The sequence below is a fragment of the Micromonospora sp. RB23 genome (assembly GCF_053585025.1).
Genome location: NZ_CM132111.1, coordinates 1,487,396 through 1,511,143, shown reverse-complemented (window position 1 = coordinate 1,511,143; position 23,748 = coordinate 1,487,396). Strand labels below are relative to the sequence as shown.

Genomic DNA, 23,748 nt, shown 5'->3' with positions numbered 1-23,748 from the left:
CCATTGGTCGGCCGACGGCTCCGGCCCTCGCCCGGCCGGCCCGACTACGAGCCGGCACCGACCGGTGGCATCGCCCGCACGGACGCCTCGGTGGCCAGCCGCTCATCGAGGTACGCCGTCACCCGCGCGTCCTCAGCCGGCGTCAGAGTCGTCCTGCACAGGTAGCGGGGCTGCTTGTCTGCGCAGTCCAGACGGTACGCCTCCCGCATCCGAACGGCGTGGGTGATCGCCGTCCAGGGCAACCGCAAGGCCGCATGGGCGGTGTGCCACTCGATGGCCTCCGCGGTGAACACGTACCGCACCGGCGCGCTCAACTCGGCATGGCGTCGCAGGTACGCCGCTGCGCTGATCAGCCCCGCGATGAACAAGATCACCCCGAACGGGAGGCCGAACAGCCCGGCCAGGAGCCAGCCGCCATCGGCCGTGAACGTGCCGAGACTCGTGATCGACAACAGCAGGCCCGAGATCACGAACAGGAAACTCAGCGGCCGCAGATCCCGTCGCCGTGACCGCGTGTACCGGACGTCAGGGGTGACCAGCAGGTCGAACCCGTCCCCGATGCCCGCATCGTCGAGCTTCTCGTCGCCCACCCCGTACCCCCGTCGTCGACACCAACCGCCAAGAACCTAGACCCGTGCCGCACGAGGAGTCGATCGGTGGCTGCTCAGCAGCACGCCGTCCGGCGTGTCGCACCGCTCAGCAGCCACCGATCACCGCAGCGCCAGCGTGACCCGACCGGTCGCGGGCCCGGACGGGTCCACCACCACGGTGTACGTGCCGGAGGCCGGCAGCGTCGTCGGCCCGATGTCACCAACCCCGTTGATCACGCATCCGCTGGTGATCGGGCTGCCGTCGGGGGCGCGCAGCTCCAGCACACCGCACTGGTCGGGCAGGTCGGAGGCGGTCGCGGTGAGACTCACCGACGTGCCGGCGCCGGCGGTGAACCGGTAGCTCGTCACGGCCCCGGCCCGGTCGACGGTGGCGACGACCGGCGGACCGCCAACGGTGATCGTCTCCGCCCGGTCGCGGCCGCTGACCAGCCGCAGCGTGATCGCGCCGGTGGTGCGTCCGGTCGGATCGACCACCACCGTGTACGTCCCGTCGGCGGGCAACAGCGTGCCGTCGATCTCGCCGACGCCGTTGATCACGCAGCCGCTGCTCAGCAGCCGGTCTTCGCTGTCGCGCAGTTCCAGCGGGGAGCACTGGTTGGGAAGTGTGCTCGTGGGCACCTCGACGAAGACGCGCTCGCCCTGCTGCCCGGCGAACCGGTACCGGGCCCACGCGCCGGGCTGCTCCAGGGTCGCGGTGACCTCCGGGCCGTTCGCCCGCAGCGTGCCGTCGACGCCCCCGGCCACGTACACCCGGACGGCGGCTCGTCCGGTGTCGCCGGGGGCGGCGGCGACCCGCACGGCGTACGTGCCGGTGGTGGTGAGGTCGACGCGGTCGATGTACCCGACGCCGTCGATGGCACAGCCGGCCCCGATCAGCCGGTCGGTCGGATCGGTGAGCACGTACGGCGAGCAGCGGTTGGCCATGCCGGGCGCGATGACGTCGACGAAGACGGCGTCACCGGCGCGACCGGCGAACGTCAGCGGCTCACCGCCCGGCGTGAGGCTTGCCGTCGCGATCGGTACGGCGGTGATCGACGCGCCGGTCGGCGGGGCGATCCGTTCGGTGGTGGCCCCGGCGACGGCGAACTCACCACGTCCGCTGACGGCGACATCGAAGACGCAGTCGGCGAGCGGGCCCGCAGCGGCGACGCCGGCCCACCGGCAGATCCGTTCGGCGGCGGCACGCCGGGCCGGGTCGAGGTCGGCGACGGTCACCTCCCGCTCGGGGAAGGTCCGGTCGGTGAACGTGCCGGTGTCCTCGCCGTCGTTGTACGCGAACAGCGAGCGGTCCGCGGTAATCCGCCAACTGTCCGCGTACGACGGGTAGAGCGTCCCGAACGGCACGGGCTGGGCGAGGGCCGGGCCACCGGCGGGCGCGATGTCGTCGGCCGGATCGCCGTCGAAGTCGCCGAGCAGGCCGCGTACCTTCCCCGCGCGGCCGTCGGCGAGCCGGACGAGCACCCGGTAGCCGTAGCGGCCGATCTGGTCCACCGCCGCCGCCGACCCGTCCGGCCACGTCACGTCGTACCCGTCGGTCTCCGCCGTATCGGACGGGCGGCGGGTGAGGCTGCCGGCGGCTAGGGTGGTCCGCTCCGGCGGCGCGGCGACGGGCGCGCCGTCGACGTGCACGCGGGTGGCGCCGTCGGTGAGGGTGAGCGCGACGCGGTGGGCGCCGATCCGGAACGCGACCGCCGAGTTGACCGAGGCGGAGCGGGAACCGGCCATCGCCGTCTGCCGGACCTGGATCTCCAGCGGCTCACCGCCGGTGGCGGCGACGAGGGTGAACTCGCCGACGGCCTGGAAGTCGTAGGCGACCCGGTCGAAGGTGACGAGGTGCGGGTCGCCGTTGGTGCCGCCGCAGTCGGCGCCGTCCTCGCAGAGCTTCACCGGTCCCTTCGGCGGGGGCGTCTTCTTCTTCGGCGGCTTCTTGCACTCGTCGAGGCTCTTCGGCAGCGTCTTGCCCTTGTACTCCGTGCGCGGCGGCAGTCCCTTCGCCGCCCGGTAACGGTTCTCCGCCAAGGTCGCCCGCACCTCTGCGGTGGGAATGCCGGTGCTTCCGCACTCGCCCGCCGGGACCGCGTCGCGGGAGATGTCGTCCGCGTGGTTCAGCTCGTGGTAGAGCGCGGCGCAGGGGTCCCGGGCCACCCCGTCCTCGTACGGGTCGGTGGAGGTCGGGTTCCAGGTGACGGTGGACGAGCCCTTGCCGTCGGGGCTGTCCGGCGTCTCGAACGCGCCGGAGCCACCCGGGGTCGGGACGATCCGCACCCTCGGGCTTTTCTTGTCCTTCAACCGGGGCAGCAGGCCGGACGGGTCCCCGCCCGGAGCGGCGAACCCGCTCAGGCAGCCGTCCACGGCGGCCTGGAAGTCGACGCCCTTGATCGGCACACCGGAGGTCGGGTCGACCGAGTAGTCGGCCCGGGCCGGGCGAGCCCCACCCCCGACCAGCGCGCCGACGGCCACCAGCAGCACGGCCACGGTGGCGGCGGTCGGCCGGCGACGGCGTACCCGCAGCAGGATCACCAGCACGGCCACGAGCAGCACCAACAGCACCGCGCCGGCGACCGGCCAGAGCCAGCGGCGGCCGGACGCGCCGCCGTCGCCGACCGTGAACGTGGTGGTCCGCAGGGCCGTCGCACCCGCGCAGGGGTCTACCGCGCCGGCGACCGGCAGTGGCACGTAGCCGGCCGTCACCTCGTACCGGCCGGGAGCGCCGACCGACCAGAGCGAGTCGAGTCCGCCGCCGTCGCCGGTGGCGACCACCGACCGGAGTACGACGTCGCCGGGCACGTCACCGAGCCGAACCCCGGTGAGCGCCACGATCGCAGCCGCCCCGGGCTCGACAGTGGTCAGACCGGCGGTTGCCGCGGCGGCGATCCCGTCGTCGTGGAAGCTGCGGGCGAGCGCTGGCGTGAGATCCCGCCCGTCCCGGCGTACCCCGGTTATCTGGACGGTCCCGACGGCCGTGGTGGGCAGCGCGCACGCCGACCCGGTGGAGTTCGTGACGGTGAGGTCCAGGCGGACCTGGTCACCGGCGCGGTAGTCCGCCTGCCCGGGACGCAGGGCCAGGCCGAGACCGCCGTCGTCGGGCGCCGCGGCGGCGCTCGCCGCCCCGGCCACCAGGGCCGTCACCAGTACGGCGAGTCCGGTAGCCGATCGCAGCGTCCACCTCATGGTGGGGACTGTAGGGGCGCGGTGCCGGGATTCCCGTGCTCTGTCGGGGACCGGTCGCTCGGCGGGTAGGGCCTGCCCCACCTGCAACCGTCCCGCTCACCGGCTGTCGTCTGGACGGGCTGCTTCATAGCCTGCGAATACGGTTCTCTGTCGCTTACGGGGGTAGTCGTGAAGTTCTCCAGCAAAGACCCGCCAGTCACGATCGAAGAGCTGCCCGGGACGCCCTCCCGGATCGCCACCGTCGACGCCCTGCGTGCCGTGGCGCTGCTCCTCATCCTGGTTGTCAACATCGCCTTCTTCGCCTCCGGCTACCCGTTCCACCTGGTCCCCGATCCCGCGCACGACTCGTGGGGCGACCAGACGGTCGGGTGGATGGTCGAGCTGCTCCTCGCGATGAAGGCGTACCTGCTCTTCGCCTTCCTGTTCGGCTACAGCTTCACCCTCCAGCTCGACTCCGCCGCGCGGCGCGGCGTCGACATCGTCCCCCGGTTCCGGCGACGGCTGGCCGGGCTCTTCGTCCTCGGCGTCCTGCACGCGGTGCTGCTGTTCCAGGGCGACATCCTGACCACGTACGCACTGCTCGGCCTGGTCCTGCTCGCCATGCGGAAAGTCCGCGTCGGGACCGCCGTCCGCGTCGCCGTCCTGCTGACCGGCGCGATCGGTTTCGTCCTCGCCCTCGCCGCCACGAGCGGGTCCCAACTGGTCACCGATCCGGCGGCGGCGCTCGCGGCGGGGCAGCGGTCCACCGAGGCGTTACAGGGCGGGCTGGGATCGTTGATCGCCGAGCACGTACGCCAACTGCCGGCGATGGTCGGCACGCTCCTCGTGCAGGGACCGCTCGCGCTCACGGCCTTCCTCTTCGGGTACGCCGCCGGGCGACGAGGGCTCCTCACCGACATCGTGGGAAACCAGCAGCTCCTGCGCCGGGTGCGGCGGGTGGGCTACCCGGTCGGCCTGGCGGGCGCGGTGGTCTTCGCCTCGGGCGGAGGCACCGCCAACCTGACCGGGCTGACGGTCGGTCTGCTCACCGCGCCGCTGCTCGCGGCCGCGTACGCCGCCACGCTCCTGGAGTTCTTCGAGACCGACCGGGGCCGGCGCGTCGTCGCCGTACTCGCGCCGGCCGGACGGATGTCCCTGTCGAACTACCTCGGACAGTCACTGCTCTGCGTACTGGTCTTCACCGGCGTCGGCCTGGGTCTCGCCGGTGCCGTCGCACCTCCGGTCGTGCTCCTCATCGCGGTCTCCATCTACGGCGTGCAGGTCGCCACCAGCGCGGCGTGGATGGCACGGTTCCGGTACGGGCCGGTGGAGTGGCTGTTGCGGGCCTGGACCGAGCAGCGGTGGCCCCGGCTGCGCGCTTCGGTCCCAGACTGAGTGACGCAGGAAGAGGGCGAGCCGTCACCAGGGCACCACACCGGCGTCCTCGAAAAATCCGCCGGTGGGGCCCCCGTCGGGCAGTGTGGCCAGGCGGATGGCGGTCGCCGCGCCCTCCTGGGGAGTACGCACGCCACGGAAGCCGTTGAGGTCGGTGGCGACGAAGCCCGGGCAGGCGCAGTTGATGAGGATGTTCGTGTCTGCCAGTTCCCGGACGTACTGAAGGGTCACCGCGTTCAGGAACGACTTGGAGGGCGCGTAGGCCACTGCGACCGGACCCGTGGAGGTCTCACCGCCGGGGCCGGACTGTCGGGTCAGAGAGCCGACGCTGCTGGACATGTTCACGATGCGCGGCGAGGCCGACCGGCCAAGCAACGGCAGCATCGCGTTCGTCACCCGGATGACGCCGATGACGTTGGTCTCCACCACTGTGCGGATGACGGCCGGATCGACACTGCTTGGCTGCTGCGTCCCGCCCCCGGTGATTCCGGCGTTGTTGACCAGGGCGTCGAGGCGTCCGGCGCGTTCGGCGATCAGATCGGCCGCGGCGGCGACACTGCTGTCGTCGGTGACGTCCAACGGGACACCGAAGGCGTCGACGCCGGAGTCCCGCAGTCGCGCCACCGCCGCGTCCCGCCGGGTCTGCTCGCGCGCCCCGACACCCACGCTCCAACCGAGCGCACCCAGACCTGCCGCGATCTCGTACCCGATGCCCTTGTTGGCCCCGGTGACCAGGGCGATCTTCTTGTCATTCATGTCTTCGACTGTGGGTCACGGACCGCAAGCCGTCCAAGACCAGCTGAGTCATGGGCGATACCCTCACGGTATCGTCGCACCTCTGTTACCGGCTAGGCTCCAGAGGTGGAGACACGAGAGCTGCGGTACTTCGTCGCCGTGGCCGAGGAGCTGCACTTCGGCCGGGCAGCGCAACGCCTGGGCATGGCCCAGCCGCCATTGTCGCGGGCGATCAGTCAGCTCGAACGCCGTCTGGGTGCCGCCTTGCTGAAGCGGGACAGCCGGTCGGTGACCCTGACCGAAGCCGGTGCGGTCCTGCTGCACGAAGGACGAGCAGCGCTGGACGCGGTGGAAGCTGCCGAACACCGCACCCGCCGCGCAGCTCTCGCCGTCACCGGTCACGCCGGAATCGTCCTGGCCACCAAGGCTGGAGCGTCCAGCGAGTTGCTCGCGAAGCTGCTGCACGCCTATGCCACCGAACCTGGATCGGTCGACGTCGACGTGGTGCTGTGTGGCCCCGGCGAACAGGAACGACTGTTGCGGACCGGCCGTGCCGACGTCGCGATCCTGCACCACCCGTTCGACGACCTGAGCGGGTTCGACACCGAGGAACTGCTCACCGAGGGCCAGGTCGCCATCCTCCCGACCGGCCATCCCCTCACCACTCGCGCGAGTTTGCGGCTGAGCGAGGTGACCGAACTGCCCGACCTGCCTCTACCGCGTTGGCGCGGGAATGACGGCACCTACCCCGACGGCCCAGGTCCTGAGGCACAGAGCCAGTCGCAACTCCTCCAGCTCACCTCCCTTGGCCGGACCGTGCTGGTCGTGCCTGACTCCGCCCGATCCCAGCTCAACGATGATCTCGTCGCCGTGCCGATCGTGGACGCGCCGGAAGTCACCACGGTCATCGCCTGGCCCCCGCACAGCCGTTCCCGAGCCGTCGCTGATCTGGTACGAGCCGCACTCCGCCTCTAGGGCATCGGACCTCGTCGCCCCGCCGTACAGCAAAAAGACCCTGACCGGCAGACATCTGCCAGGTCAGGGCCTTGTTTGTTGGTGCGCCGCCAGGGACTCGAACCCCGAACCCGCGGATTAAGAGTCCGCTGCTCTGCCAGTTGAGCTAGCGGCGCTCGTTCGGCAACGGAGAGAACATTAGCACCCCGCCAACCCGGGCTCCAATCCGGTTACCCGGCTCCCCCCTTCGGTCGAGCTTAAAGGGCATACAGCCACAAACCATCCCTTGCCCCTGGGACGGGGGCGTGGGTCCGGCCACTGATACGGCACGATGTCCGCCAGGTACGCGAGAACAGAGGTGGGGATGGCACGGTTCACGCGAGCCGGGGCGGTGGTGGGCGCTCTGACCCTGGCGGCGTCGCTGGCACTGACCGGGTGCGGCGACGAGCAGAAGAAGCCGGAATTCGTCGGCGGGACGTCGGCGGATGCGAGTACCGCACCCGACTCGGCCGCGCCGTCGACGAGCGGTGAGGCCAGCGCGCCCGGTGGGCCGGCGCTGACGCTGAGCCCGGCCGACGGCACGAAGAACAAGCCCGTGAGTACGGAGATCAGCGCGAAGCTGCCGAGCGGCGGGAAGGTGTCCGCGGTCACCCTGACCGCGGCGAGCGGGAGCGCCGTGGAGGGCAAACTCCGCGCCGACGGCTCGGCCTGGGTGCCGTCCGCGCCCCTGAAGTGGGGGACGAAGTACACGGCCACGGTGACGGCGAGCGCGCCGGACGGCACGAGCAGCCAGGGCACCAGCACCTTCACCACGATGGCCAAGCCGAAGTCGACCATCGGGTCCGGCCTGTACCTCTTCGACGACAAGAGCTACGGCGTCGCCATGCCGGTGGTGACGGAGTTCCACCCGGGCATCCCGAAGAAGGACCGGGCGGCGGTGCAGAAGCGGATGTTCGTCAAGACCGATCCGCCGCAGCCGGGCGCTTGGCACTGGGTCGACAACGGCACGCAGGCGTACTACCGGGCACCGGAGTACTGGAAGCCGGGCACGACCATCAGTGTGCGGATCGCGCTGGCCGGGGTGCCGTTGAGCAACGGCAAGTACGGCGACATCGACCGCAAGGCGACCGCCAAGATCGGCCGGTCGTTGGTGATGAAGGTCGACAACGCCACGAAGAAGATGTCGGTGTACGAGAACGGCGCGTTGACGCGCACGATCCCGGTGAGTCTGGGCAAGAGGAGCACACCGTCGTCCAGCGGCACGATGGTCGTGATGGAGAAGAAGGAAGCCACGGTCTTCGACACCCGCGACGATCCGGACCCGGCCAACCGCTACGTCACCGACATCCAGTTCGCCCAGCGGCTCACCTGGGGCGGCGAGTACATCCACGCCGCGCCCTGGTCGGAGCACGTGCAGGGGCGGCAGAACGTCTCGCACGGCTGCGTGAACGTGTCGATGACCAACGCCAAGTGGCTGTTCGACAAGACCCGGATCGGTGACCCGATCACGATCAAGGGCACCGAGCGCAAGATCGCCGCCGGCAACGGCTGGACGGCGTGGAGTCTGAGCTGGTCGGAGTTCATCAAGGGCAGTGCGCTGCCGGTACCCAAGGGTGGGTCCGGCCCGGCGCTCTGAGCGTTCGGCGTCGTCGCGCCGGCCCTGCCGATGGCACGGGCCGGCGCGTACCCTTGCACTGCCCGCGACGTGACGACGGTGGCGGCGACCCCCTCGGCGCCGACAGGAAGACGAACCCCCATCACGAAACGCCGGATAGTAACAAAAATCCGACACCGCGATCGGCGTGTTCCTGCCCACCCTCGGCAACCAGGACCGGTTCTGACACGTCTTTAGGAGACGATGGGTCAGCTACCACGACTGTGAGGACATCATGCGAGCTAGCCAGGACCAGCTGATCCGGCCCCGCGGGCGACGCCGCGCGCTCGCGGCGGGGCTCCTCGCCGTGGCGCTGGCCTTCACCTCCGCCTGCACCGACAGCGACGGCGGCAAGCCGTCCTCGTGGCAGGGCGGCGCCGAGACCCCCGCGCCCAAGGCGTCGGCCACCATCAGCGAACCGGCGGCGGACGCCAAGGACGTGCCCGCCTCCACCGGCATCACCTTCACCGCGAAGGACGCCCAGGAGACCGCCGTCGAACTCAAGGACGCGGCCGGCAAGGCGGTCGAGGGGAAGCTCGCGGCGGACGGCAAGTCGTGGCTTCCGAGCGGAGCCCTGGAGTACGGCACCAGCTACACCGCCACGGTCACGGCCACCGGTGACGACGGCCGGCCGGCCACCGCGACCAGCACCTTCACCACGATGGCCAAGCCCGGCAAGCAGATCCGGGTGAGCAGTTTCCTCGGTGACAACCAGCAGGTCGGTGTCGGAATGCCGCTGATCGTGAAGTTCAGCCGGGACATTCCGGAGGACTACCGCGACGACGTGCAGCGCCGCATGACGGTGACCTCGACGCCCGCCCAGGAGGGCATCTGGCACTGGGTCAGCCCGACCGAGATCCGGTACCGGCCGAAGGAGTTCTGGAAGGCGAACAGCAAGGTCTCGTACCGCGTCCAGGCGGGTGGCCTGCCGATGGGCGACGGCTACTACGGCCGCGCCGACCTGTCGGTGGACATCAAGATCGGCCCAAAGCTGATCATGACGGTCGACAACAAGACCAAGCGGATGACGGTGACCCGCGACGGCAAGGTGATCAAGACGATCCCGGTCAGCCTGGGCAAGAAGAGCACACCCTCGTCCAGCGGCACGATGGTCGTGATCGAGAAGCTGCGCAAGACCGTCTTCGACACGTTCGAGGAGCTGGGCCCCGAGGACGGCTACCGGACGAAGATTGACTTCGCGCAGCGCCTCACCTGGGGCGGCGAGTTCATCCACGCGGCCCCCTGGTCCGAGGGCCAGCAGGGCAGCGTCAACGTCTCGCACGGCTGCGTGAACGTGTCCATGGCGAACGGCGACTGGCTGTTCAAGAACACCGAGGTCGGTGACCCGATCACCGTCAAGGGCACCGAGCGCAAGCTCCAGAACGGCAACGGCTGGACCGACTGGAACATGAGCTGGGACGAGTACGTCAAGGGCAGCGCCCTCCCGTACGACCCGGACGCCCCGGCGACCCCGGACGCCGCCGGCACCCCGTCGCCCACGCCGACCGCCTGATCCAGACCGACACCGGCTTTCCCGGAATCCGGGGTGTCCCGTCAGCGGGCACACCCCGGATTCCGGGGAACGGGGTGAATCGCCCCCATGACGACTCAGGCCCCCTCCGAGGAGGGGGCCTGAGTGTTGGGGTGACTGATGGGAATTGAACCCACGACAACCGGGACCACAACCCGGTGCTCTGCCAACTGAGCTACAGCCACCATGCCTCCGACACCCGGTCTGTCGCCCCGGGCGTCGTGCGGACCAATAATAGCCCCACCACCGCGCACGGCGTCCAGCGGGTTCCCCGCCGGCCGAGCGACGTCGGGTCAGAGCTCGGCGGCGATGCCCTTGGCGGTCTCGACGTCCGGGCCGGGCAGCGGCACGAAGATGGTCCGCCGGTAGTACTCCAGCTCGCGGATGCTCTCGCGGATGTCGGCGAGCGCCCGGTGCGCCAGGCCCTTCTGCGGCTGACCGAAGTACACGCGGGGGTACCAGCGGCGGCAGAGTTCCTTGATCGACGAGACGTCGATCATGCGGTAGTGCAGGTGCGCGTCGAGGCGGGGCATGTCCCGGGCGATGAAGCCGCGGTCGGTGGCGATCGAGTTACCGCACAGCGGCGCGGTACGCGGGTCCTTGACGAAGGTGCTCACGTACTCCAGGACCCGGTCCTCGGCCTCGGCCAGGGTGACCACCGACCGACGGACCTCCTCGGTGAGGCCCGACTTGGCGTGCATCGTCTGGACGATCTCCGGCATCGCCTCCAACGCCGCCTCGTCGGCGTGGATCACCACGTCGACACCATCACCGAGCACGTTGAGGTCGGGGTCGGTGACCAGCGCCGCGACCTCGATCAGCTTGTCACTGCCGAGGTCCAACCCGGTCATCTCACAGTCGATCCAGACGAGGAGATCAGCCACCGGGACAGCCTACGCGCAGCCCACGCCCCGCTGCTGCGCGCTCCGGAGGGGGTGGACCGCTAGGGTTTCTCAAGTGCCAGCCGAACCCATCGCACCGCCCGCCGTCACCGACGACGATCCCGGTGGCCGTACGGTCCGTCGGCTGGTCGCGATCGTGGCGCTGGTCGCCGTGCTGCCGGCGCTCTACCTGCGCAACCTGGTGCACAACTTCTTCGACCTGAAGATCTACATGTCCGCGATGGACTGGTGGACGGCCGGTCACCCGCTCTACGACTACGTCCAGCCGGACCGGGTGCAGGGTGAGTTGTACTTCACGTACCCACCGTTCAGCGCCCTGCTGTTGTGGCCGTTCGGCCTGCTCCGGCTCGGCGCCACCGTGGCGATCTTCACGGTTCTCACGGTGGCTGCCGTGGTGCTGACCACCCGGTGGCTGGTGACGCCGCTGATCGCCCGCCACGGCCTGCCCCGGACGTTCACCCTGACCGTCGCCGTGCTGCTGGTGCTGGCCGTGGAGATCACCCGCGAGACGATCACGCTCGGGCAGATCAACATGCTGCTGGTCGTGCTGATCCTGGCGGACCTGTTGTTCGCCGTACCGCAGGCGCGGCGCTGGGCCGGGGTCGGCGTGGGACTGGCGACGGCGCTCAAGCTCTTTCCGGGCATCTTCATCGTGTACCTGTTGGCCACCCGGCGGTGGCGGGCCGCCGCGGTGGCGAGCGCGACGGCGGCGGCGGCGACCCTGCTGGCGGCGGCGGTCGCACCCGGGGACTCCTGGCGGTTCTGGACGCAGGAGTTGTGGGACACCGACCGGGTGGGCCGCACCGACTACGTCGGCAACCAGTCGATCTTCGGCCTGCTGAGCCGGTTCACCGCGCCGGAGAAGCCGGACCGGCTGCTCTGGTTGGCGGTGGTGGCGGTGGTGGCCGGCTACGGGCTGTGGCGTGCGGCCCGGGCCGCGCGGGCCGGTGACGCGTTGGCCGGCCTGACCCTGACCGGCCTGGTCGGTGCCCTGATCAGCCCGATCACGTGGACCCACCACATCTACTGGTTCGTGCCGGGGGTGGTGCTGCTCGCCGACGCGGCGCTCAGCGCGCGACGCCCGGACGAGGCACGCCGGCGGTGGTGGTCGGCCGCGCTCGCCGTGGGCACCACCGCCGTGCTCGTCTACGGCGTGGTGACGTTCCAGAGATGGGGTACGGCGCCCGTCCGCACCCATGATCCGCTCGACTTCGTCCTGCAGAACCCGTACGTCCTGCTCAGCCTGCTGTTGCTGGTGGCTCTGCCGGTCCGCGCGCGTCGTCCGGTCCGGGTGGTGGAAAAGTCGCACCAAATGGACAGAACTCCCCAGTAGCGACCATCGGCGCTAATCTGGACCCAACTACCTCAAGCGTCGCTCGGGTAGCACCGCTCCCCCGGTGAGAGTGGCCCTTCGCGTCGGCAGCGCGAAGGGCCACTTGCCGCGTCAGTCCTCCGGCGTCGGCCGGGCCGGCTCCGCGCCGATCGCCGACGGGGACCACTCGGACACGCCGGAGCCGACCGGGGCGAGCTGCCGCACGGCCGGCACCGACCCGGCGGGATGCGGATCGCGAGCACCCAGGCCGCTGAGCGACGTGACCCCGAGCCGGCCGGCGAGGACCGGCACCTGGTCCGGTTCGACCACGAAGACCACCTCACGCGGACGCGGTGGGCGCAGCAGAAGCAGCACCGCGCACGCCACCAGCAGCACCCCCGCCACCAGCAGTCCCCAGGCGACCGGGCCGACCCAGCCCGCGCGCAGCTCGGCGCGCAGATCCAGCGTCAGGTCGGCACGGCCGTCCGGGCGCATCACCACCAGGCTCATCGCCTCGCCGTCGAGGTCGTCCGCGCTCCACTCAAGGGTGCCGACGCCCTCGCGTACCCAGAACGGAAGGCCCAGCGGCGGACGGACCGCATCGGCGGCGGGGCCCACGGCCGGGACCGCCGCGTCCGTGCGGACCGGCAGCGGACCCCGGGCCAGCGCCACCCGGCGGACCGAGGCGTACGGCACGGGCTCCAGCCAGTGGCGTACCTCGGCGGTCGGCGCGAGCCCCACGAAGGCCGGGCCGTCGGGCGTCCGGGCGTCGAGCCGCAGACGGGTCTGCGTGCCGCGCGCGAAGGGCGCCTCCCGCCGCAGCAGCCGATCGAGGTCGGTGACCACGACCGCCTGGCCCGGTGTGCGGACGGTTTCGAACCGGGCGGCGAAGGCCCCACCGGGATCGGCGTGGCGGGCGACCAGCCACAGCCCGACGCCGGCGAACAACGCCGGAATCCCGATCACCAACAGCAGCATTCCGGCGATCACCCGCACGAACCGCATTCGCACCGTCCCCCTCCGTAGCCAGATACCCGGCCGACCTTACCGACGTACGCCCGCTGATCAGGGGATATCCACGGCACGACCGGTGCCCGTCCCGGAAAGCACGCTGGCCCGCCGGATTGTCCGGCGGGCCAGCGGGTGCGCGGTGAGATCAGGACTTGGCGACCGGCGCCCGGCGGGTGCGGGCGAACGCGAACCCGCCCAACGCCAACCCGGCCAGGCCGGTGACGAGGCCAGCGACGCCGAGGCCGATCGCGGCGCCCACGTTTTCGTCGTCGTCATCGTCCTTGTCGGCCACGGCCGCGGCGGATGGCGCGGACGACGCCGCCGGCGCGGCGGCCGTGAGCGTGAGCACCGGAGCGGGCTTCTCCGGCTCCTCGCCGCCCGGCTGCGGCTCGTCGATCCAGCGCGAGACGTTGCCGTCGGAGTACGTCTGGAGGGTCTTGAAGACCATCGACTCGACCTTCGGCAGCGGCCCCATCGAGACGCCGAACTCCTGGAACTGCCCCGGCTTGACCGCGGCGTCACCCGTGGCCGTCCAGGTGATCTTCGAGACCGCCTCGGTGAGCTGGCTGCCGTGCACCTCGATCGGCGGGTCCACCTTGCGCTTCTCCGTGGCCACCGTCCAGCCGGGCACCGGGATGATCGACACCGAGCCCACCGGGGCGTTCTCCGGCAGCACCACCTCCAGCTTGGTGGTCGAGGCGGTGTCGCTCTCGTTGGGCACCCGGAACGCCACCCGGGCGTAACCGCCCTGGGTCGCCTCCTTCGGGTTCACCGTGACGTGGGCGGAGGCCGGCCCGGCGAAGCCGAGCACGGCGGTGGCGACGGCGGTGAACGCCAGGGCGGCAGCGGCGGACGCGGTACGCCGGAGTCGGGTCATGGGTGTCGTGGGCCTCTCTAACGGATGGGCACGGTGGCGGTCACCGTGGCCTGGTCGATGTCGGTCGTGCGAGCGGTGATCTTCAGCTGCCACTCGCCGGCGGCCGGCAGGCTGATGTCGCCGTACGCGTGGTTGTCGGTCAACGGCAGCAGCGGCACGTCGATCGGCTCGATACCGGCCGACGGCAGCGCGGCGGTCGCCCGCCACTCCACCACCGGCAGCGGCAGGTTGTCCTTGCTGTACGCGTACAGGTGCACCGAGTTGTTGCCCCGCTCGGCCGGGCTCAGCTCGACCTGCATGGAGAAGAGCGAGCTGTTCAGGGTGGCGGTGAAGAGGCCGGCCTCGACGCCGGACGACTCGGCCGCCGCCGTACGCGCGGGCGTGGTCTGCACCAGGGTCGCGGACACGGCCAGCACCACGGCGGTGACGGCCAACTCCACCAGGACCGCCCGGCGCACCGGCACCGGCCGCTGGGCGGCCACCCGCCGACGGACCAACTGCCGGGAGTACGCGGCAACGGCGATCACGATCGCGAAGAGCCCGATCTTGGCGAGCAGCAGCCGCCCGTACGTGGTGCTGAACAGGGCGTCCAGCGTCGCCACCTCGATCAACGCCTGCACGGTGCCGGCCAGTAGCAGGGCCGAGACGGCGAGCGCCGCCCAGCGCGACCAGATCGGCAGAATCGCGCTCAACTCCCGCTCGTCGGCCCGGCGCAGCAGGAAGACCGCGAGCATGAGCAGGCCGCCCAGCCAGACCGCCATGCTGCCCAGGTGGACCGCGTCGACGACCACGGACACCGCCGGCGCCGGGGAGGCCGCCGGGTGCCCGGCCAGCGGCCAGGTCAGCAGGGCCGCCCCGCCGAGCACCGCCAGGATGATCGCGTCGGTCCGGCCGGCCGGGCGTTCCAGCAGCGGCCGTAGCAGGAACGCCGCCGCGGCCAGCAGGCCGAGCCGGACCAGGTGGGCCGCGCCGAAGGTGCTGCCGAAGACACTGCCGAACCCCGCGCCGGTCACGTCGAAGAGGCCGCCACCGGCGGTGTAGGGCACCTGCAACCACAGGTCGGCGAGCGTGGCCAGCGCCGTCAGACCGAGACCGGCCCAGGCCAGCCGGGCCGGCCCCCGACGGGAGAGCCGCTGCGGCCAGAGCGCGGCGAGCACCAGGACCGGACCGACCAGCAGCACCAGACCGGCGTACCCGAGGAACCGGGCCACCTTCACGGCCGTGCCCACCACCGGGTTCGCCCGACTGTCGTTGCCGGAGTCAACCGGCGGCGTCGAGGGCGCGCCCACCGAGTAGGTGAACGCGCCGGAGACCGGGTGACTGTCGGCGGAGATCACCCGGAAGCTCACCAGGTAGGTGCCGCGGCCGGCGGCCGGGTCGACCGGGATGGTCACCACGGCGCCCGCGAACGACGGCTCACCCCGGTCGGCCCGGGAGCCGTCCGGGGCGATCACCCGGACCTTGTCGGGGACCTTGCGGACCGACTCGCTGAAGGTGAGGACCACCTCGGACGGGCCGCTCGGCACCACCGAGGAGGCGGCCGGGCTACTGCTGGACAGCACCGCGTGGGCGCTGGCCGGGGTGGCCGGCGCGATCAGCAGGGCGACGACGGTGACCAGGAGGCCGGCGGCGGCAGCCAACCGGGCAGCCCAGCGGCGGGGGGCGACAGTCATGCCTGCCATGGTCGCCGACCGCGGTGGATCTCGGCGAGCCGAGTCGGGCGAACAGCTCACCTCCGCTCAGCCGCCAGCGCCGCGCGGGAGAGGTCGCGTGTCATGAGCAGGTAGTCGGCCGAAGACGGGGAAAAGTTCCCGACGTGTCGCAGACCATCCAAGGGCCGAAGGACCCTGACGCCACACCGGGCGCCGCGTAACCTGGTTTGTCGTGATCCCCGTCCCGCGTGACACCGGCCCCACCGGCCCCGCCGGTCCGTCCGGTGACGCCGCCCCGGACCCGGCGACCGAGTCGGCCCTGATCGCGCGCGACGGCGATCCCTCCGCCCAGGCGGTGTTCGTGCGGTTGACGCAGGCCGAGGTCTGGCGCTTCACCGCCGCCCTGGTGGGCCCGGACAGCGCCGACGACCTCGCCCAGGAGACGTACCTGCGGGCGTTCAAGGCCCTGCCGGCGTTCGAGGGCCGGTCCAGCGCCCGTACGTGGTTGCTCGGCATCGCCCGCCGGGCCTGCGCCGACCACCTGCGCACGGTGATCCGCCGCCGTCGCCTCGACGAGCGGCTGGCCGCGAACGCGTACACCGACGTTCCGCACCCCGACCCGGCCGGGCAACTCGGCGCCAACGACCTCGTACGCCGGCTGAGCCCGGAGCGACGTGCGGCGTTCGTGCTCACCCAACTGCTGGGTCTCTCGTACGCCGAGGCCGCCGCCGTCGAGGGCGTGCCCGTGGGCACCATCCGGTCACGGGTCGCCCGGGCCCGGGACGAGCTGGTCGAGGCCGTCGACGACGCCCGCACCGGCTGAGCCGGGAACTTTCGGCTGAGGCGGGACGACAAATGAGCGTGACTGCACCCCCCACGCGGGTCGGCCGTTGGGCGGCTGTCCGGCCCTGGCTCGGCACGGCGGCCCGCCTCGGTCTCGCCGCCGTCTGGCTCGTCGCGGGGGCGTCGAAGGTCGGTGACCTGGCCGCGTCGGGTCGGGCGGTGAACGCGTACCAGGTGCTGCCGTACGACGCCGCCACCGTGATCGGCGCGGCGCTGCCCTTCGTCGAGCTGGCCCTGGGCGTGCTCCTGCTGCTCGGGCTGGCCACCCGTCTGACCGCGGCGATCTCGACGGCCCTGCTGCTGGTCTTCATCGCGGGGATCTCCTCGGCGTGGACGCGTGGCCTGGCCATCGACTGCGGCTGCTTCGGCAGCGGCGGGCAGCTCGCCGAGGGGCAGGCCCCGAGTTACCTCCCGGAGATCCTGCGGGACCTGGGATTCTTGGTACTGGCCGGGTTTCTGGTGATCTGGCCGCGTACGCCCGTATCAGTGGACGGGTGGCTGTCCGCCGAACCCGCCGTGGAGGACGAGGATGAGTAGTCGCAAGGGTCAGCGGGACGCGGCCCGGGTGGTCCGCGAGCAACTGGCCCGCGAACGACGCCGCCGCCGCACGATCTGGGTGTCCGCCGCCGCCGTCGCCGTACTGGTCATCGCCGGCCTGATCGGCTGGGGCGTCTGGTCCAGCCAGCGTTCGGACACCTTCACCACGCCGCCCGGCGCCAACGGGCCCGGCACCGGCATCGTCACCGGCGGCGGGCCGGTCACCGTCGACGTCTACGAGGACTTCCTCTGCCCGGTCTGCAACCAGTTCGAGCAGAGCAGCGGCGCGACGTTGGAGCAGTTGGCGTCCGAGAACAAGGCGAAAGTGGTCTACCACCCGGTCGCGTTCCTCAACCGCTTCTCCACCACCGAGTACTCCACCCGCTCGTCGGCCGCGTCCGGCTGCGCGGCGGCCGGCGGCAAGTTCCGCGAGTACGCCAAGGCGCTGTTCGCCAAGCAGCCACCCGAGGGCAGCGCCGGGCTGGGCGACGACGAACTCGTCGACATCGGCGTCGGCGTGGGGCTGGACCGGGGCTCGTTCGGCGGCTGCGTGAAGGAGGGCACGTACAAGACGTGGACCGAGCACGTCACCGAGGAGGCCAGCCGCAGCGACGTCACCGGCACGCCCACCATCCTGGTCAACGGCCAGCCGCTCGCCGACCGCACCCCGCAGGGCCTCACGGCAGCCGTGGCGGCGGCCGGCAAGTGATCCGTACCGTCCTGGCTCGCGCCGGCCTCGTCGCCGCCGCCGCGTGCGCGGCGACGCTGCTCACCGCGGCGCCCGCCGCCGCACACGGCGCGGACGCCCCGGACGGCACCGACTACCGCGCCCGCGTCACCGGTGTCACACCGGCCCGGCCCGGTCTGACGGTACGGGTCATCGAGGCCGGCGCACGCCTGGAGCTGACCAACCGCACCGGCCGGGCGGTCGAGGTGATCGGCTACTCCGGCGAGCCGTACCTGCGGATCGGTCCCGATGGTGTCTTCGAGAACACCCGCTCCCCCGCCACGTACCTGAACCGCACCCTGGCCGGTGACACCGCGCTCCCGCCCGGGGCCGACCCGGCCGCACCACCGTCCTGGCGGCGGATCGACGACGGGACCACTGCCCGCTGGCACGACCAGCGCGCGCTGTGGCAGGAGTCGACGCCACCGGCGCAGGTCCGCGCCGCGCCGGAACGCGAGCACCGCGTCCGCGACTGGACGGTGCCGCTGCGCGACGGCACCGACCCGCTGACGATCGGCGGCACCCTGGACTGGTTGCCGCCACCGGACGCGTACACCTGGTGGGCGGTGAGCATCGTCGGCCTCCTCGCGGTGGGCGCGCTCGGCCTGTTCGCCGCCGCCGCGCCCGCCGGCGCCCGGGCGCTGGCCGCGCTCGGCGCGTTGCTCGTCGTCGGCGGCACGGTCGCGGTCGTCTACCCGGTGGGACGGGAGATCGACGCGGGCGCCCAAGGGATCGGCGGGGTCCTGTCCGGGCTGCTGTCCGGGCAGATCTGGTCGCTGCTCACCGGCCTCGGCGCGGTCGCCGCCGGCTGGTACGCGCTGACCCGCCGCCCGGCAGCGGACTTCGTGGTCGCGCTGGCCGGAGCCTGCCTGGCGCTCTTCGCCGGTGTGGCGAACGCGGCGGTGTTCACCCGGTCCGTCGCCCCGGTGCCCTGGTCGCCCTACCTCGCCCGGGTCATGGTGGCGGCGGTCCTGATCACCGGCGTCGGCGCGACAGCCGCCGGCGTCCTACGTCTGCACGCGGCCTCCCGGGCCGCGACCCGAACCCCCGCCCCCACGCCCTGACCCCAAACTCCCGCGATCTTGCACTTTGTGTCGTCCAAGTGCGGGAATTTGCGTGGTTTGCCGGGGCAGAAAGTGCAAGATCGCGGGGGTCTCCGGGTGCGGGGTCAGGGGTGCGGGGTGAAGCCGTAGGGAAGCTCCAGGCGGTGCTTCGCCAGCAGGGGGGCGTCGGCGAGCAGTTCGCGGGTGGGGGCGTCCGCGGCGATCCGGCCGCCATCCAGGATCACGGCGCGTTCGCACAGCTCCGCCGCGTACGGCAGGTCGTGGGTGACCATCAGCAGGGTCACCGGCAGGCCGCGCAGGATCTCGGCCAGCTCGCGCCGGGCCGCCGGATCCAGGTTCGACGACGGCTCGTCCAGCACCAGGATCTCCGGGTGCATGGCCAGCACGGTCGCCACCGCCACCCGGCGACGCTGCCCGAAGGAGAGGTGCTGCGGGGCTCGGTCCCGGTGCTCGCCCATCCCCACGGCGGCCAGCGCCTCGTCGACCCGGGCCGCCAACTCCGCCCCGCGCAGGCCGAGGTTGGCGGGCCCGAACGCGACATCCTCCGCCACCGTGGGCAGGAAGAGCTGATCGTCCGGGTCCTGAAAGACGATGCCCACCCGGCGGCGTACCTCGGCCAGCGTCGCCCGATCCGGAGTGACCGTCAGACCACCGACGCTCACACTGCCCTCGGCCGGGGTGAGGATGCCGTTGAGGTGCAGCACCAGCGTGGTCTTGCCGGCCCCGTTCGGGCCGAGCAGCGCCACCCGGTCGCCGCGCGGCACCGCCAGGTCCACGCCGTGCAGGGCCACGTGCCCATCCGGGTACGCGTACCGGAGGCCACGAACGTCCAGCGAGAGGGCGGTCTGCACGAGACCGATCATGTCAGCACGACGGCGGTCGCGGCGATGGAGGCCGCCACCACCGGCACGGTCGCCGCGACCAGCCACTGACCGGCGGTCGCGGCGCCGTCGCCCTGCCACACGGCGGGCATCCGCCCGGTGTAGCCCCGCGACAGCATCGCCAGGTAGACGCGCTCACCCCGTTCGAAAGCGCGCAGGAACAACGCGCCGATGCCGGCGGCGAAGCCACGTAGCTGCCACAGGAAGCGCGGGTCGTCGCCCCGGGAGATGCGCGCCACCCGCATCCGCCGCGCCTCGCCCACCAACACGTCGAGGTAGCGCAGCATGAACGTGGCGATCTGGGTGAGGATCTGCGGGCAGCGCAACCGGTCCAGCCCGACGATCAGGTCCCGGGTGGTGGTGGTCGCGGCCAGCAGCAGCGACGCGAGGACACCGAGGGTGCCCTTGGCCAGGATGTTCCACGCGCCGTGCAGGCCGTCCTCGGACAACCGCAGACCCAGCACCTCGACCCGCTCGCCCGCGCCGAGGAACGGCAGCGCGACCGCGAACAGCACGAACGGCAGCTCGATCAACGCGCGACTCAGCAGCCAGCGCGGCCCCACCCGGGCCAGCGCCGCCACCAGCGTCACCAGCAGGGCGTACGCCCCGAAGGCCCAGAACGCCTCGCGCGGGGTGGCCACCACGGCGACCGTGAAGACCACCATCGCCACGATCTTGACCTCGGGTGGGAGCCGGTGCACCGGCGAGGACAACTCGCGGTACAGCACGTGCCCGTGACCGGCGCCCATCGCGTACCCCCTGCTCAGTCGCTCGTGCCGGTGCGGCCGTGCCCGGCGGCGACCGCCGGGCCTTCGGCGGACGTGCCGCCGTCGCCCCTGGCCGGCCCGGTGTCCCGGCGGCGCAGCAGCCAGAAGCCGCCGAGGCCGATGGCGAAGGTCACCAGCACGCCGAGCACGCCGGAGAGGCCGGTGGAGAGGAAGCTGTTCTCCACTCCCCGCACGCCGTAGTCGGCCAGCGGGCTGTCGCCCAACTCGTGGTCCTTGGCCTGCTGGGCCGGGCAACTGCCACCGACGATGTTGTCATCCGCGTCGACGGTGCAGCCCTTGAGCAGGGAGGAGTCCAGCCCGTCCGGGTGCGACGAGGCGTAGTTGCTCACGACGCCGGCGAGCAGCAGGGCGACCAGCAGGCCACCGGCCAGGAAGGCCCAGGAACGGTTCTTCATCGGACACCTCCGGAGACCGGGACGGCGGGGGTGGTGGTCGGGGTACGCAGGGAACGCAGCGCGTACACCAGGTCGGGGCGGACCTTCGCGACGGTGAGCACGGTGGTCGCGGTGATCAGGCCCTCGCCGATGCCGATCAGCAGGTGCACGCCGCCCATCGTGCCGGCCAGACCGGCGAGGTTGTTACCGAGGTCGGTGGTGCCGCCCAGCCAGTACTCCAGGACGAAGCCCTGGGACGCGACCACCACGCTGACCAGGGCCGCGACGAACGCGGTCACCGCCAGGCCGGCCCGCGTCCGGGGCAGCACCCGCAGCAGCACCGAGATCAACAGGTACGCGGCGGCGGTGCCGAGCAGCGCCATGTTGGTGATGTTGAGGCCGAGCATCGCCACCCCACCGTCACCGAAGATCAGGGCCTGTACGACGAGGACCACCGCCACGCAGAGCGCGCCGACCCACGGCCCGACCAGCATCGCCGCGAGCGCGCCACCGAGCAGGTGACCGCTCACACCGGCCGTGAAGATCGGAAAGTTGAGCATCTGCACGGCGAAGATGAACGCCGCCACCAGGCCGGCCATCGGGGCCAGCCGGTCGTCCAGGTCCCGCCGGCCGCGCAGGACGCAGTAGGTGAGCGCGACGAGAGCGAGCGCAGCGAAAACCGCTGCCACGGGACCGTCGATGATCCCGTTCGAGATGTGCATCGCCAGTGTTTCCACGCGACCTCCCACGCGTCAGCGGACCCGTCCGGACCCGGCGGGGGTCAGCCTATTTCCTACGACTTGTTGTTGCCAGAGTCTGGCAACAACGCATGGCCTTGATCACTTCGGTCGACCCGCTTTCCCTGATGTCGCGGTGTCCGCGGCCCGGGGACACCGCGCTTTCCAGGCACACGAGCCGGCGCGCGCCGGCGACGCGGGGCGCGCACGCCCGGCGGTAGGGTCGGGGCCATGACCGCGCCCGATCGTCTCTCCCCCGGTGACCCCGCGCCCGAGTGGACCCTGCCCACCGACACCGGCGACCAGCTCTCCCTGGCCGACCTGCGGGGCCGCAAGGTCGTCCTGTACGCCTACCCGGCCGCGATGACCCCCGGCTGCACCAAGCAGGCCTGCGACTTCCGCGACTCGCTCGCCTCGCTCCAGGCGGCCGGCTACGAGGTGGTCGGCATCTCCCCCGACAAGCCGGAGAAACTGGCCAAGTTCCGCGACCGCGACGCCATCACCTTTCCGCTGGTGTCGGACGCGGACAGGACGGTGCTCACCGCGTACGGCGCGTACGGCGAGAAGCAGCTGTACGGCAAGACCGTCACCGGCGTGATCCGCTCCACCTTCGTCATCGACGGCGACGGCAAGATCGAACGGGCGCTCTACAACGTCAAGGCCACCGGTCACGTCGCCAAGCTCCGCCGCGACCTCGGGCTCGACTGAGCTGTCACACCGGACCGCTACCTTCCGTCAATGGTCCGATACAAATACACACCGGAGCTGCTCGCCGAGGCGGCCGCCGCCGCCCGGAACATCACCGAGGTGATGCGGATGCTCGGCGTACGCGTCAGCGGCGGCTCGCACGCGCACATCAGCCGCCAGCTCAAGAAGTTCGGCATCGACACGTCGCACTTCACCGGCCAGGCACACAATCGGGGCGTGCGGTGGAGGCGGCTGTCCCCCGTCGAGCTGATGGTCGTACTACCCGACGGCTCTCGTCGGATCCCTGGGTTCCGCCTCAAACGCGCCCTGGCGACAATCGGTCTTCCCGAGACCTGCGAGGTGTGCGGGACCGGATCGTCTTGGCAGGGACGACCACTGACGCTGCACGTCGATCACATCAACGGAGACTTCCTCGACAATCGGCCCTGCAACCTGCGGCTGCTGTGCCCGAACTGTCCCAGCCAGACCTCCACTTACGCTGGCCAACGACGGACTGCACCCGCCACACCCGAGGTGGTCTACGATCCTGAGGCGGTTACTCCAACGGGTTTCCGGATAGGCCGACGGCTGCCTCGTGGGCCAGAATGGCCATGGAAGCTGGTGGAGTTCAGTTTTAGGGGGCCGTAGCCCAACGGCAGGAGGCATGCGGTTTAGGTCCGCACCAGTGCGGGTTCGAATCCCGTCGGCCCCACAACAGATCGGCTGTCGACCGCGTCACGGTGGTGGGTCACGAGCCCGGTCGACCGGTCAGGATGGGCGCGTGAGTCTGCGCTTCGTCCTGGATCCCGAGCTGACCCCGCAGCTGCGCGCCGAGATCGTCGCCCTGTGGGTGGACGTCAGCAACGCCGGCGGCGCGGTGGGCTTCGTCCCACCGGTGACCGCCACCGACGTCCGTACGATCGCCGACCCGACGTTCGCGGGCATCGCCGACGGGCCGGACCGGCTCCTGGTCGGGTACGCCGGTGAGCGGCCCGTCGCGGTGCTGATCTTCTGCGACAACCGGTTCGGGCTCAAGGCGCACTGGTGTGTGCTGAAGCGGGTGATGGTCCACCCGGACACCCAGGGCGCGGGCTACGGGTCGGCGCTGATGCGCGAGGCCGCCCGGCTGGGCCGCGAGTTGGGCCACGAGGCGCTGCACGTGACGGTACGCGACGGGCTGGGGTTGGACGGTTTCTACCGCCGCCTGGGGTACCGGGAGATCGGCCGTCTGCCGGGCGCGCTGCGGGTGGCGCCGGGCGACGACCGCGACGAGATCCTCATGTGGCTGGACCTGACACCGACCGACTGAGTGATCGACGGTCGACA

At 71.5% G+C, this 23,748-nt stretch carries 22 protein-coding genes, 3 tRNA genes and 1 pseudogene; 13 read left to right on the top strand and 13 right to left on the bottom strand.

Going from position 1 to position 23,748, the window contains the following annotated elements:
- Positions 1 to 44: 44 nt before the first annotated feature.
- On the bottom strand, positions 45 to 590 hold the full coding sequence (locus tag ACTFTM_RS07025; RefSeq protein ID WP_449565030.1) for a hypothetical protein: 546 nt from the start codon (positions 588 to 590) through the stop codon (positions 45 to 47).
- Positions 591 to 710: 120 nt separating this feature from the next.
- Positions 711 to 3,782: a VWD domain-containing protein gene (locus tag ACTFTM_RS07020; protein WP_449565029.1), complete on the bottom strand. Its 3,072-nt coding sequence runs from the start codon at positions 3,780 to 3,782 to the stop codon at positions 711 to 713.
- A 168-nt stretch (positions 3,783 to 3,950) separates the two neighbouring features.
- On the opposite strand from ACTFTM_RS07020, the gene ACTFTM_RS07015 reads away from it, so the two are divergent.
- Positions 3,951 to 5,156: a DUF418 domain-containing protein gene (locus tag ACTFTM_RS07015; protein ID WP_449565028.1), complete on the top strand. Its 1,206-nt coding sequence runs from the start codon at positions 3,951 to 3,953 to the stop codon at positions 5,154 to 5,156.
- Between the two features lie 24 nt (positions 5,157 to 5,180).
- Here ACTFTM_RS07015 and ACTFTM_RS07010 read toward each other — a convergent pair whose 3' ends face one another.
- On the bottom strand, positions 5,181 to 5,912 hold the full coding sequence (locus tag ACTFTM_RS07010) for an SDR family oxidoreductase (RefSeq protein ID WP_449565027.1): 732 nt from the start codon (positions 5,910 to 5,912) through the stop codon (positions 5,181 to 5,183).
- Positions 5,913 to 6,017: 105 nt separating this feature from the next.
- Between ACTFTM_RS07010 and ACTFTM_RS07005 the strand changes: the two genes are divergently transcribed.
- On the top strand, positions 6,018 to 6,866 hold the full coding sequence (locus ACTFTM_RS07005; protein ID WP_449565026.1) for a LysR family transcriptional regulator: 849 nt from the start codon (positions 6,018 to 6,020) through the stop codon (positions 6,864 to 6,866).
- A 79-nt stretch (positions 6,867 to 6,945) separates the two neighbouring features.
- On the opposite strand, the gene ACTFTM_RS07000 is transcribed toward ACTFTM_RS07005, so the two are convergent.
- Positions 6,946 to 7,021, bottom strand: a tRNA-Lys gene (locus tag ACTFTM_RS07000).
- Positions 7,022 to 7,209: 188 nt separating this feature from the next.
- Here ACTFTM_RS07000 and ACTFTM_RS06995 point away from each other — a divergent pair.
- Both ACTFTM_RS06995 and ACTFTM_RS06990 read left to right on the top strand, forming a co-directional pair.
- The gene (locus ACTFTM_RS06995) at positions 7,210 to 8,481 is read left to right on the top strand and encodes an Ig-like domain-containing protein (RefSeq protein WP_449565025.1); all 1,272 of its coding nucleotides are present in this window, start codon (positions 7,210 to 7,212) and stop codon (positions 8,479 to 8,481) included.
- A 253-nt stretch (positions 8,482 to 8,734) separates the two neighbouring features.
- Positions 8,735 to 10,012 carry an Ig-like domain-containing protein gene (locus ACTFTM_RS06990; RefSeq protein ID WP_449565024.1) on the top strand — a complete coding sequence of 426 codons (1,278 nt, stop codon included), beginning with the start codon at positions 8,735 to 8,737 and terminating at the stop codon, positions 10,010 to 10,012.
- 127 nt (positions 10,013 to 10,139) lie between these two features.
- Here the strand turns inward: ACTFTM_RS06990 and ACTFTM_RS06985 are convergent.
- Positions 10,140 to 10,215: transfer RNA gene (locus tag ACTFTM_RS06985), tRNA-His, on the bottom strand.
- A 108-nt stretch (positions 10,216 to 10,323) separates the two neighbouring features.
- Entirely contained in the window at positions 10,324 to 10,914 is a 591-nt protein-coding gene (orn, locus tag ACTFTM_RS06980; protein ID WP_396801517.1) for an oligoribonuclease, read from the bottom strand.
- 73 nt (positions 10,915 to 10,987) lie between these two features.
- Between orn and ACTFTM_RS06975 the strand changes: the two genes are divergently transcribed.
- The gene (locus tag ACTFTM_RS06975) at positions 10,988 to 12,265 is read left to right on the top strand and encodes a glycosyltransferase 87 family protein (RefSeq protein WP_449565023.1); all 1,278 of its coding nucleotides are present in this window, start codon (positions 10,988 to 10,990) and stop codon (positions 12,263 to 12,265) included.
- Between the two features lie 120 nt (positions 12,266 to 12,385).
- On the opposite strand, the pseudogene ACTFTM_RS06970 reads toward ACTFTM_RS06975, so the two are convergent.
- The 3 genes and pseudogenes from ACTFTM_RS06970 to ACTFTM_RS06960 all read right to left on the bottom strand — a co-directional run.
- Positions 12,386 to 12,721: pseudogene (locus ACTFTM_RS06970) on the bottom strand (hypothetical protein); the annotation flags it as partial.
- Positions 12,722 to 13,400: 679 nt separating this feature from the next.
- A complete protein-coding gene (locus tag ACTFTM_RS06965; protein WP_449565022.1) occupies positions 13,401 to 14,132 on the bottom strand; it encodes a YcnI family copper-binding membrane protein in 732 nt (243 codons plus the stop codon).
- Positions 14,133 to 14,149: 17 nt separating this feature from the next.
- On the bottom strand, positions 14,150 to 15,814 hold the full coding sequence (locus ACTFTM_RS06960; RefSeq protein WP_449565021.1) for a copper resistance CopC/CopD family protein: 1,665 nt from the start codon (positions 15,812 to 15,814) through the stop codon (positions 14,150 to 14,152).
- 202 nt (positions 15,815 to 16,016) lie between these two features.
- On the opposite strand from ACTFTM_RS06960, the gene ACTFTM_RS06955 reads away from it, so the two are divergent.
- The 4 genes from ACTFTM_RS06955 to ACTFTM_RS06940 are packed head-to-tail and all read left to right on the top strand — an operon-like array spanning position 16,017 to position 18,955.
- Positions 16,017 to 16,607: a sigma-70 family RNA polymerase sigma factor gene (locus ACTFTM_RS06955; RefSeq protein ID WP_449565020.1), complete on the top strand. Its 591-nt coding sequence runs from the start codon at positions 16,017 to 16,019 to the stop codon at positions 16,605 to 16,607.
- A gap of 32 nt (positions 16,608 to 16,639) precedes the next feature.
- Positions 16,640 to 17,164 (top strand): MauE/DoxX family redox-associated membrane protein, encoded by a 525-nt coding sequence (locus ACTFTM_RS06950; RefSeq protein WP_449565019.1) that lies wholly within the window; start codon positions 16,640 to 16,642, stop codon positions 17,162 to 17,164.
- On the top strand, positions 17,157 to 17,873 hold the full coding sequence (locus ACTFTM_RS06945; RefSeq protein WP_449565018.1) for a DsbA family protein: 717 nt from the start codon (positions 17,157 to 17,159) through the stop codon (positions 17,871 to 17,873). Before ACTFTM_RS06950 ends, ACTFTM_RS06945 begins: the two co-directional genes overlap by 8 nt.
- The gene (locus tag ACTFTM_RS06940) at positions 17,870 to 18,955 is read left to right on the top strand and encodes a hypothetical protein (protein WP_449565017.1); all 1,086 of its coding nucleotides are present in this window, start codon (positions 17,870 to 17,872) and stop codon (positions 18,953 to 18,955) included. The genes ACTFTM_RS06945 and ACTFTM_RS06940 overlap by 4 nt, the downstream gene beginning before the upstream one ends.
- 104 nt (positions 18,956 to 19,059) lie before the next feature.
- Here the strand turns inward: ACTFTM_RS06940 and ACTFTM_RS06935 are convergent, their stop codons facing one another.
- The 4 genes from ACTFTM_RS06935 to ACTFTM_RS06920 are packed head-to-tail and all read right to left on the bottom strand — an operon-like array spanning position 19,060 to position 21,735.
- Positions 19,060 to 19,818, bottom strand: a complete 759-nt coding sequence (locus ACTFTM_RS06935) for an energy-coupling factor ABC transporter ATP-binding protein (RefSeq protein WP_449565016.1) — start codon at positions 19,816 to 19,818, stop codon at positions 19,060 to 19,062.
- Positions 19,815 to 20,585, bottom strand: a complete 771-nt coding sequence (gene cbiQ / locus ACTFTM_RS06930) for a cobalt ECF transporter T component CbiQ (protein WP_449565015.1) — start codon at positions 20,583 to 20,585, stop codon at positions 19,815 to 19,817. Before cbiQ ends, ACTFTM_RS06935 begins: the two co-directional genes overlap by 4 nt.
- A gap of 14 nt (positions 20,586 to 20,599) precedes the next feature.
- Positions 20,600 to 21,019: a PDGLE domain-containing protein gene (locus ACTFTM_RS06925; protein WP_449565014.1), complete on the bottom strand. Its 420-nt coding sequence runs from the start codon at positions 21,017 to 21,019 to the stop codon at positions 20,600 to 20,602.
- A complete protein-coding gene (locus ACTFTM_RS06920; RefSeq protein WP_449565013.1) occupies positions 21,016 to 21,735 on the bottom strand; it encodes an energy-coupling factor ABC transporter permease in 720 nt (239 codons plus the stop codon). The genes ACTFTM_RS06925 and ACTFTM_RS06920 overlap by 4 nt, the downstream gene beginning before the upstream one ends.
- A gap of 231 nt (positions 21,736 to 21,966) precedes the next feature.
- Here ACTFTM_RS06920 and bcp point away from each other — a divergent pair, with 231 nt between their 5' ends.
- From bcp to ACTFTM_RS06900, 4 genes are all read left to right on the top strand, one after another.
- A complete protein-coding gene (bcp, locus tag ACTFTM_RS06915; RefSeq protein WP_449565012.1) occupies positions 21,967 to 22,443 on the top strand; it encodes a thioredoxin-dependent thiol peroxidase in 477 nt (158 codons plus the stop codon).
- A 30-nt stretch (positions 22,444 to 22,473) separates the two neighbouring features.
- Positions 22,474 to 23,070 carry a hypothetical protein gene (locus ACTFTM_RS06910; protein WP_449565011.1) on the top strand — a complete coding sequence of 199 codons (597 nt, stop codon included), beginning with the start codon at positions 22,474 to 22,476 and terminating at the stop codon, positions 23,068 to 23,070.
- Positions 23,061 to 23,134: transfer RNA gene (locus ACTFTM_RS06905), tRNA-Leu, on the top strand. Before ACTFTM_RS06910 ends, ACTFTM_RS06905 begins: the two co-directional genes overlap by 10 nt.
- Positions 23,135 to 23,203: 69 nt before the next feature.
- Entirely contained in the window at positions 23,204 to 23,731 is a 528-nt protein-coding gene (locus ACTFTM_RS06900) for an N-acetyltransferase family protein (RefSeq protein ID WP_449565010.1), read from the top strand.
- The last annotated feature ends 17 nt before the right edge of the window (positions 23,732 to 23,748 follow it).

Bases quoted from the DNA above. Each gene is read 5' to 3' on its own strand.
- ACTFTM_RS06960 (WP_449565021.1), bottom strand. From the start codon at position 15,814: ATGGCAGGCATGACTGTCGCCCCCCGCCGCTGGGCTGCCCGGTTGGCT.
- ACTFTM_RS06995 (WP_449565025.1), top strand. From the start codon at position 7,210: ATGGCACGGTTCACGCGAGCCGGGGCGGTGGTGGGCGCTCTGACCCTG.
- ACTFTM_RS06990 (WP_449565024.1), top strand. From the start codon at position 8,735: ATGCGAGCTAGCCAGGACCAGCTGATCCGGCCCCGCGGGCGACGCCGC.
- bcp (WP_449565012.1), top strand. From the start codon at position 21,967: ATGACCGCGCCCGATCGTCTCTCCCCCGGTGACCCCGCGCCCGAGTGG.
- cbiQ (WP_449565015.1), bottom strand. From the start codon at position 20,585: ATGGGCGCCGGTCACGGGCACGTGCTGTACCGCGAGTTGTCCTCGCCG.
- ACTFTM_RS06935 (WP_449565016.1), bottom strand. From the start codon at position 19,818: ATGATCGGTCTCGTGCAGACCGCCCTCTCGCTGGACGTTCGTGGCCTC.
- ACTFTM_RS06965 (WP_449565022.1), bottom strand. From the start codon at position 14,132: ATGACCCGACTCCGGCGTACCGCGTCCGCCGCTGCCGCCCTGGCGTTC.
- ACTFTM_RS06950 (WP_449565019.1), top strand. From the start codon at position 16,640: ATGAGCGTGACTGCACCCCCCACGCGGGTCGGCCGTTGGGCGGCTGTC.
- ACTFTM_RS06910 (WP_449565011.1), top strand. From the start codon at position 22,474: ATGGTCCGATACAAATACACACCGGAGCTGCTCGCCGAGGCGGCCGCC.
- ACTFTM_RS06925 (WP_449565014.1), bottom strand. From the start codon at position 21,019: ATGAAGAACCGTTCCTGGGCCTTCCTGGCCGGTGGCCTGCTGGTCGCC.
- ACTFTM_RS07010 (WP_449565027.1), bottom strand. From the start codon at position 5,912: ATGAATGACAAGAAGATCGCCCTGGTCACCGGGGCCAACAAGGGCATC.
- ACTFTM_RS07020 (WP_449565029.1), bottom strand. From the start codon at position 3,782: ATGAGGTGGACGCTGCGATCGGCTACCGGACTCGCCGTACTGGTGACG.
- ACTFTM_RS06945 (WP_449565018.1), top strand. From the start codon at position 17,157: ATGAGTAGTCGCAAGGGTCAGCGGGACGCGGCCCGGGTGGTCCGCGAG.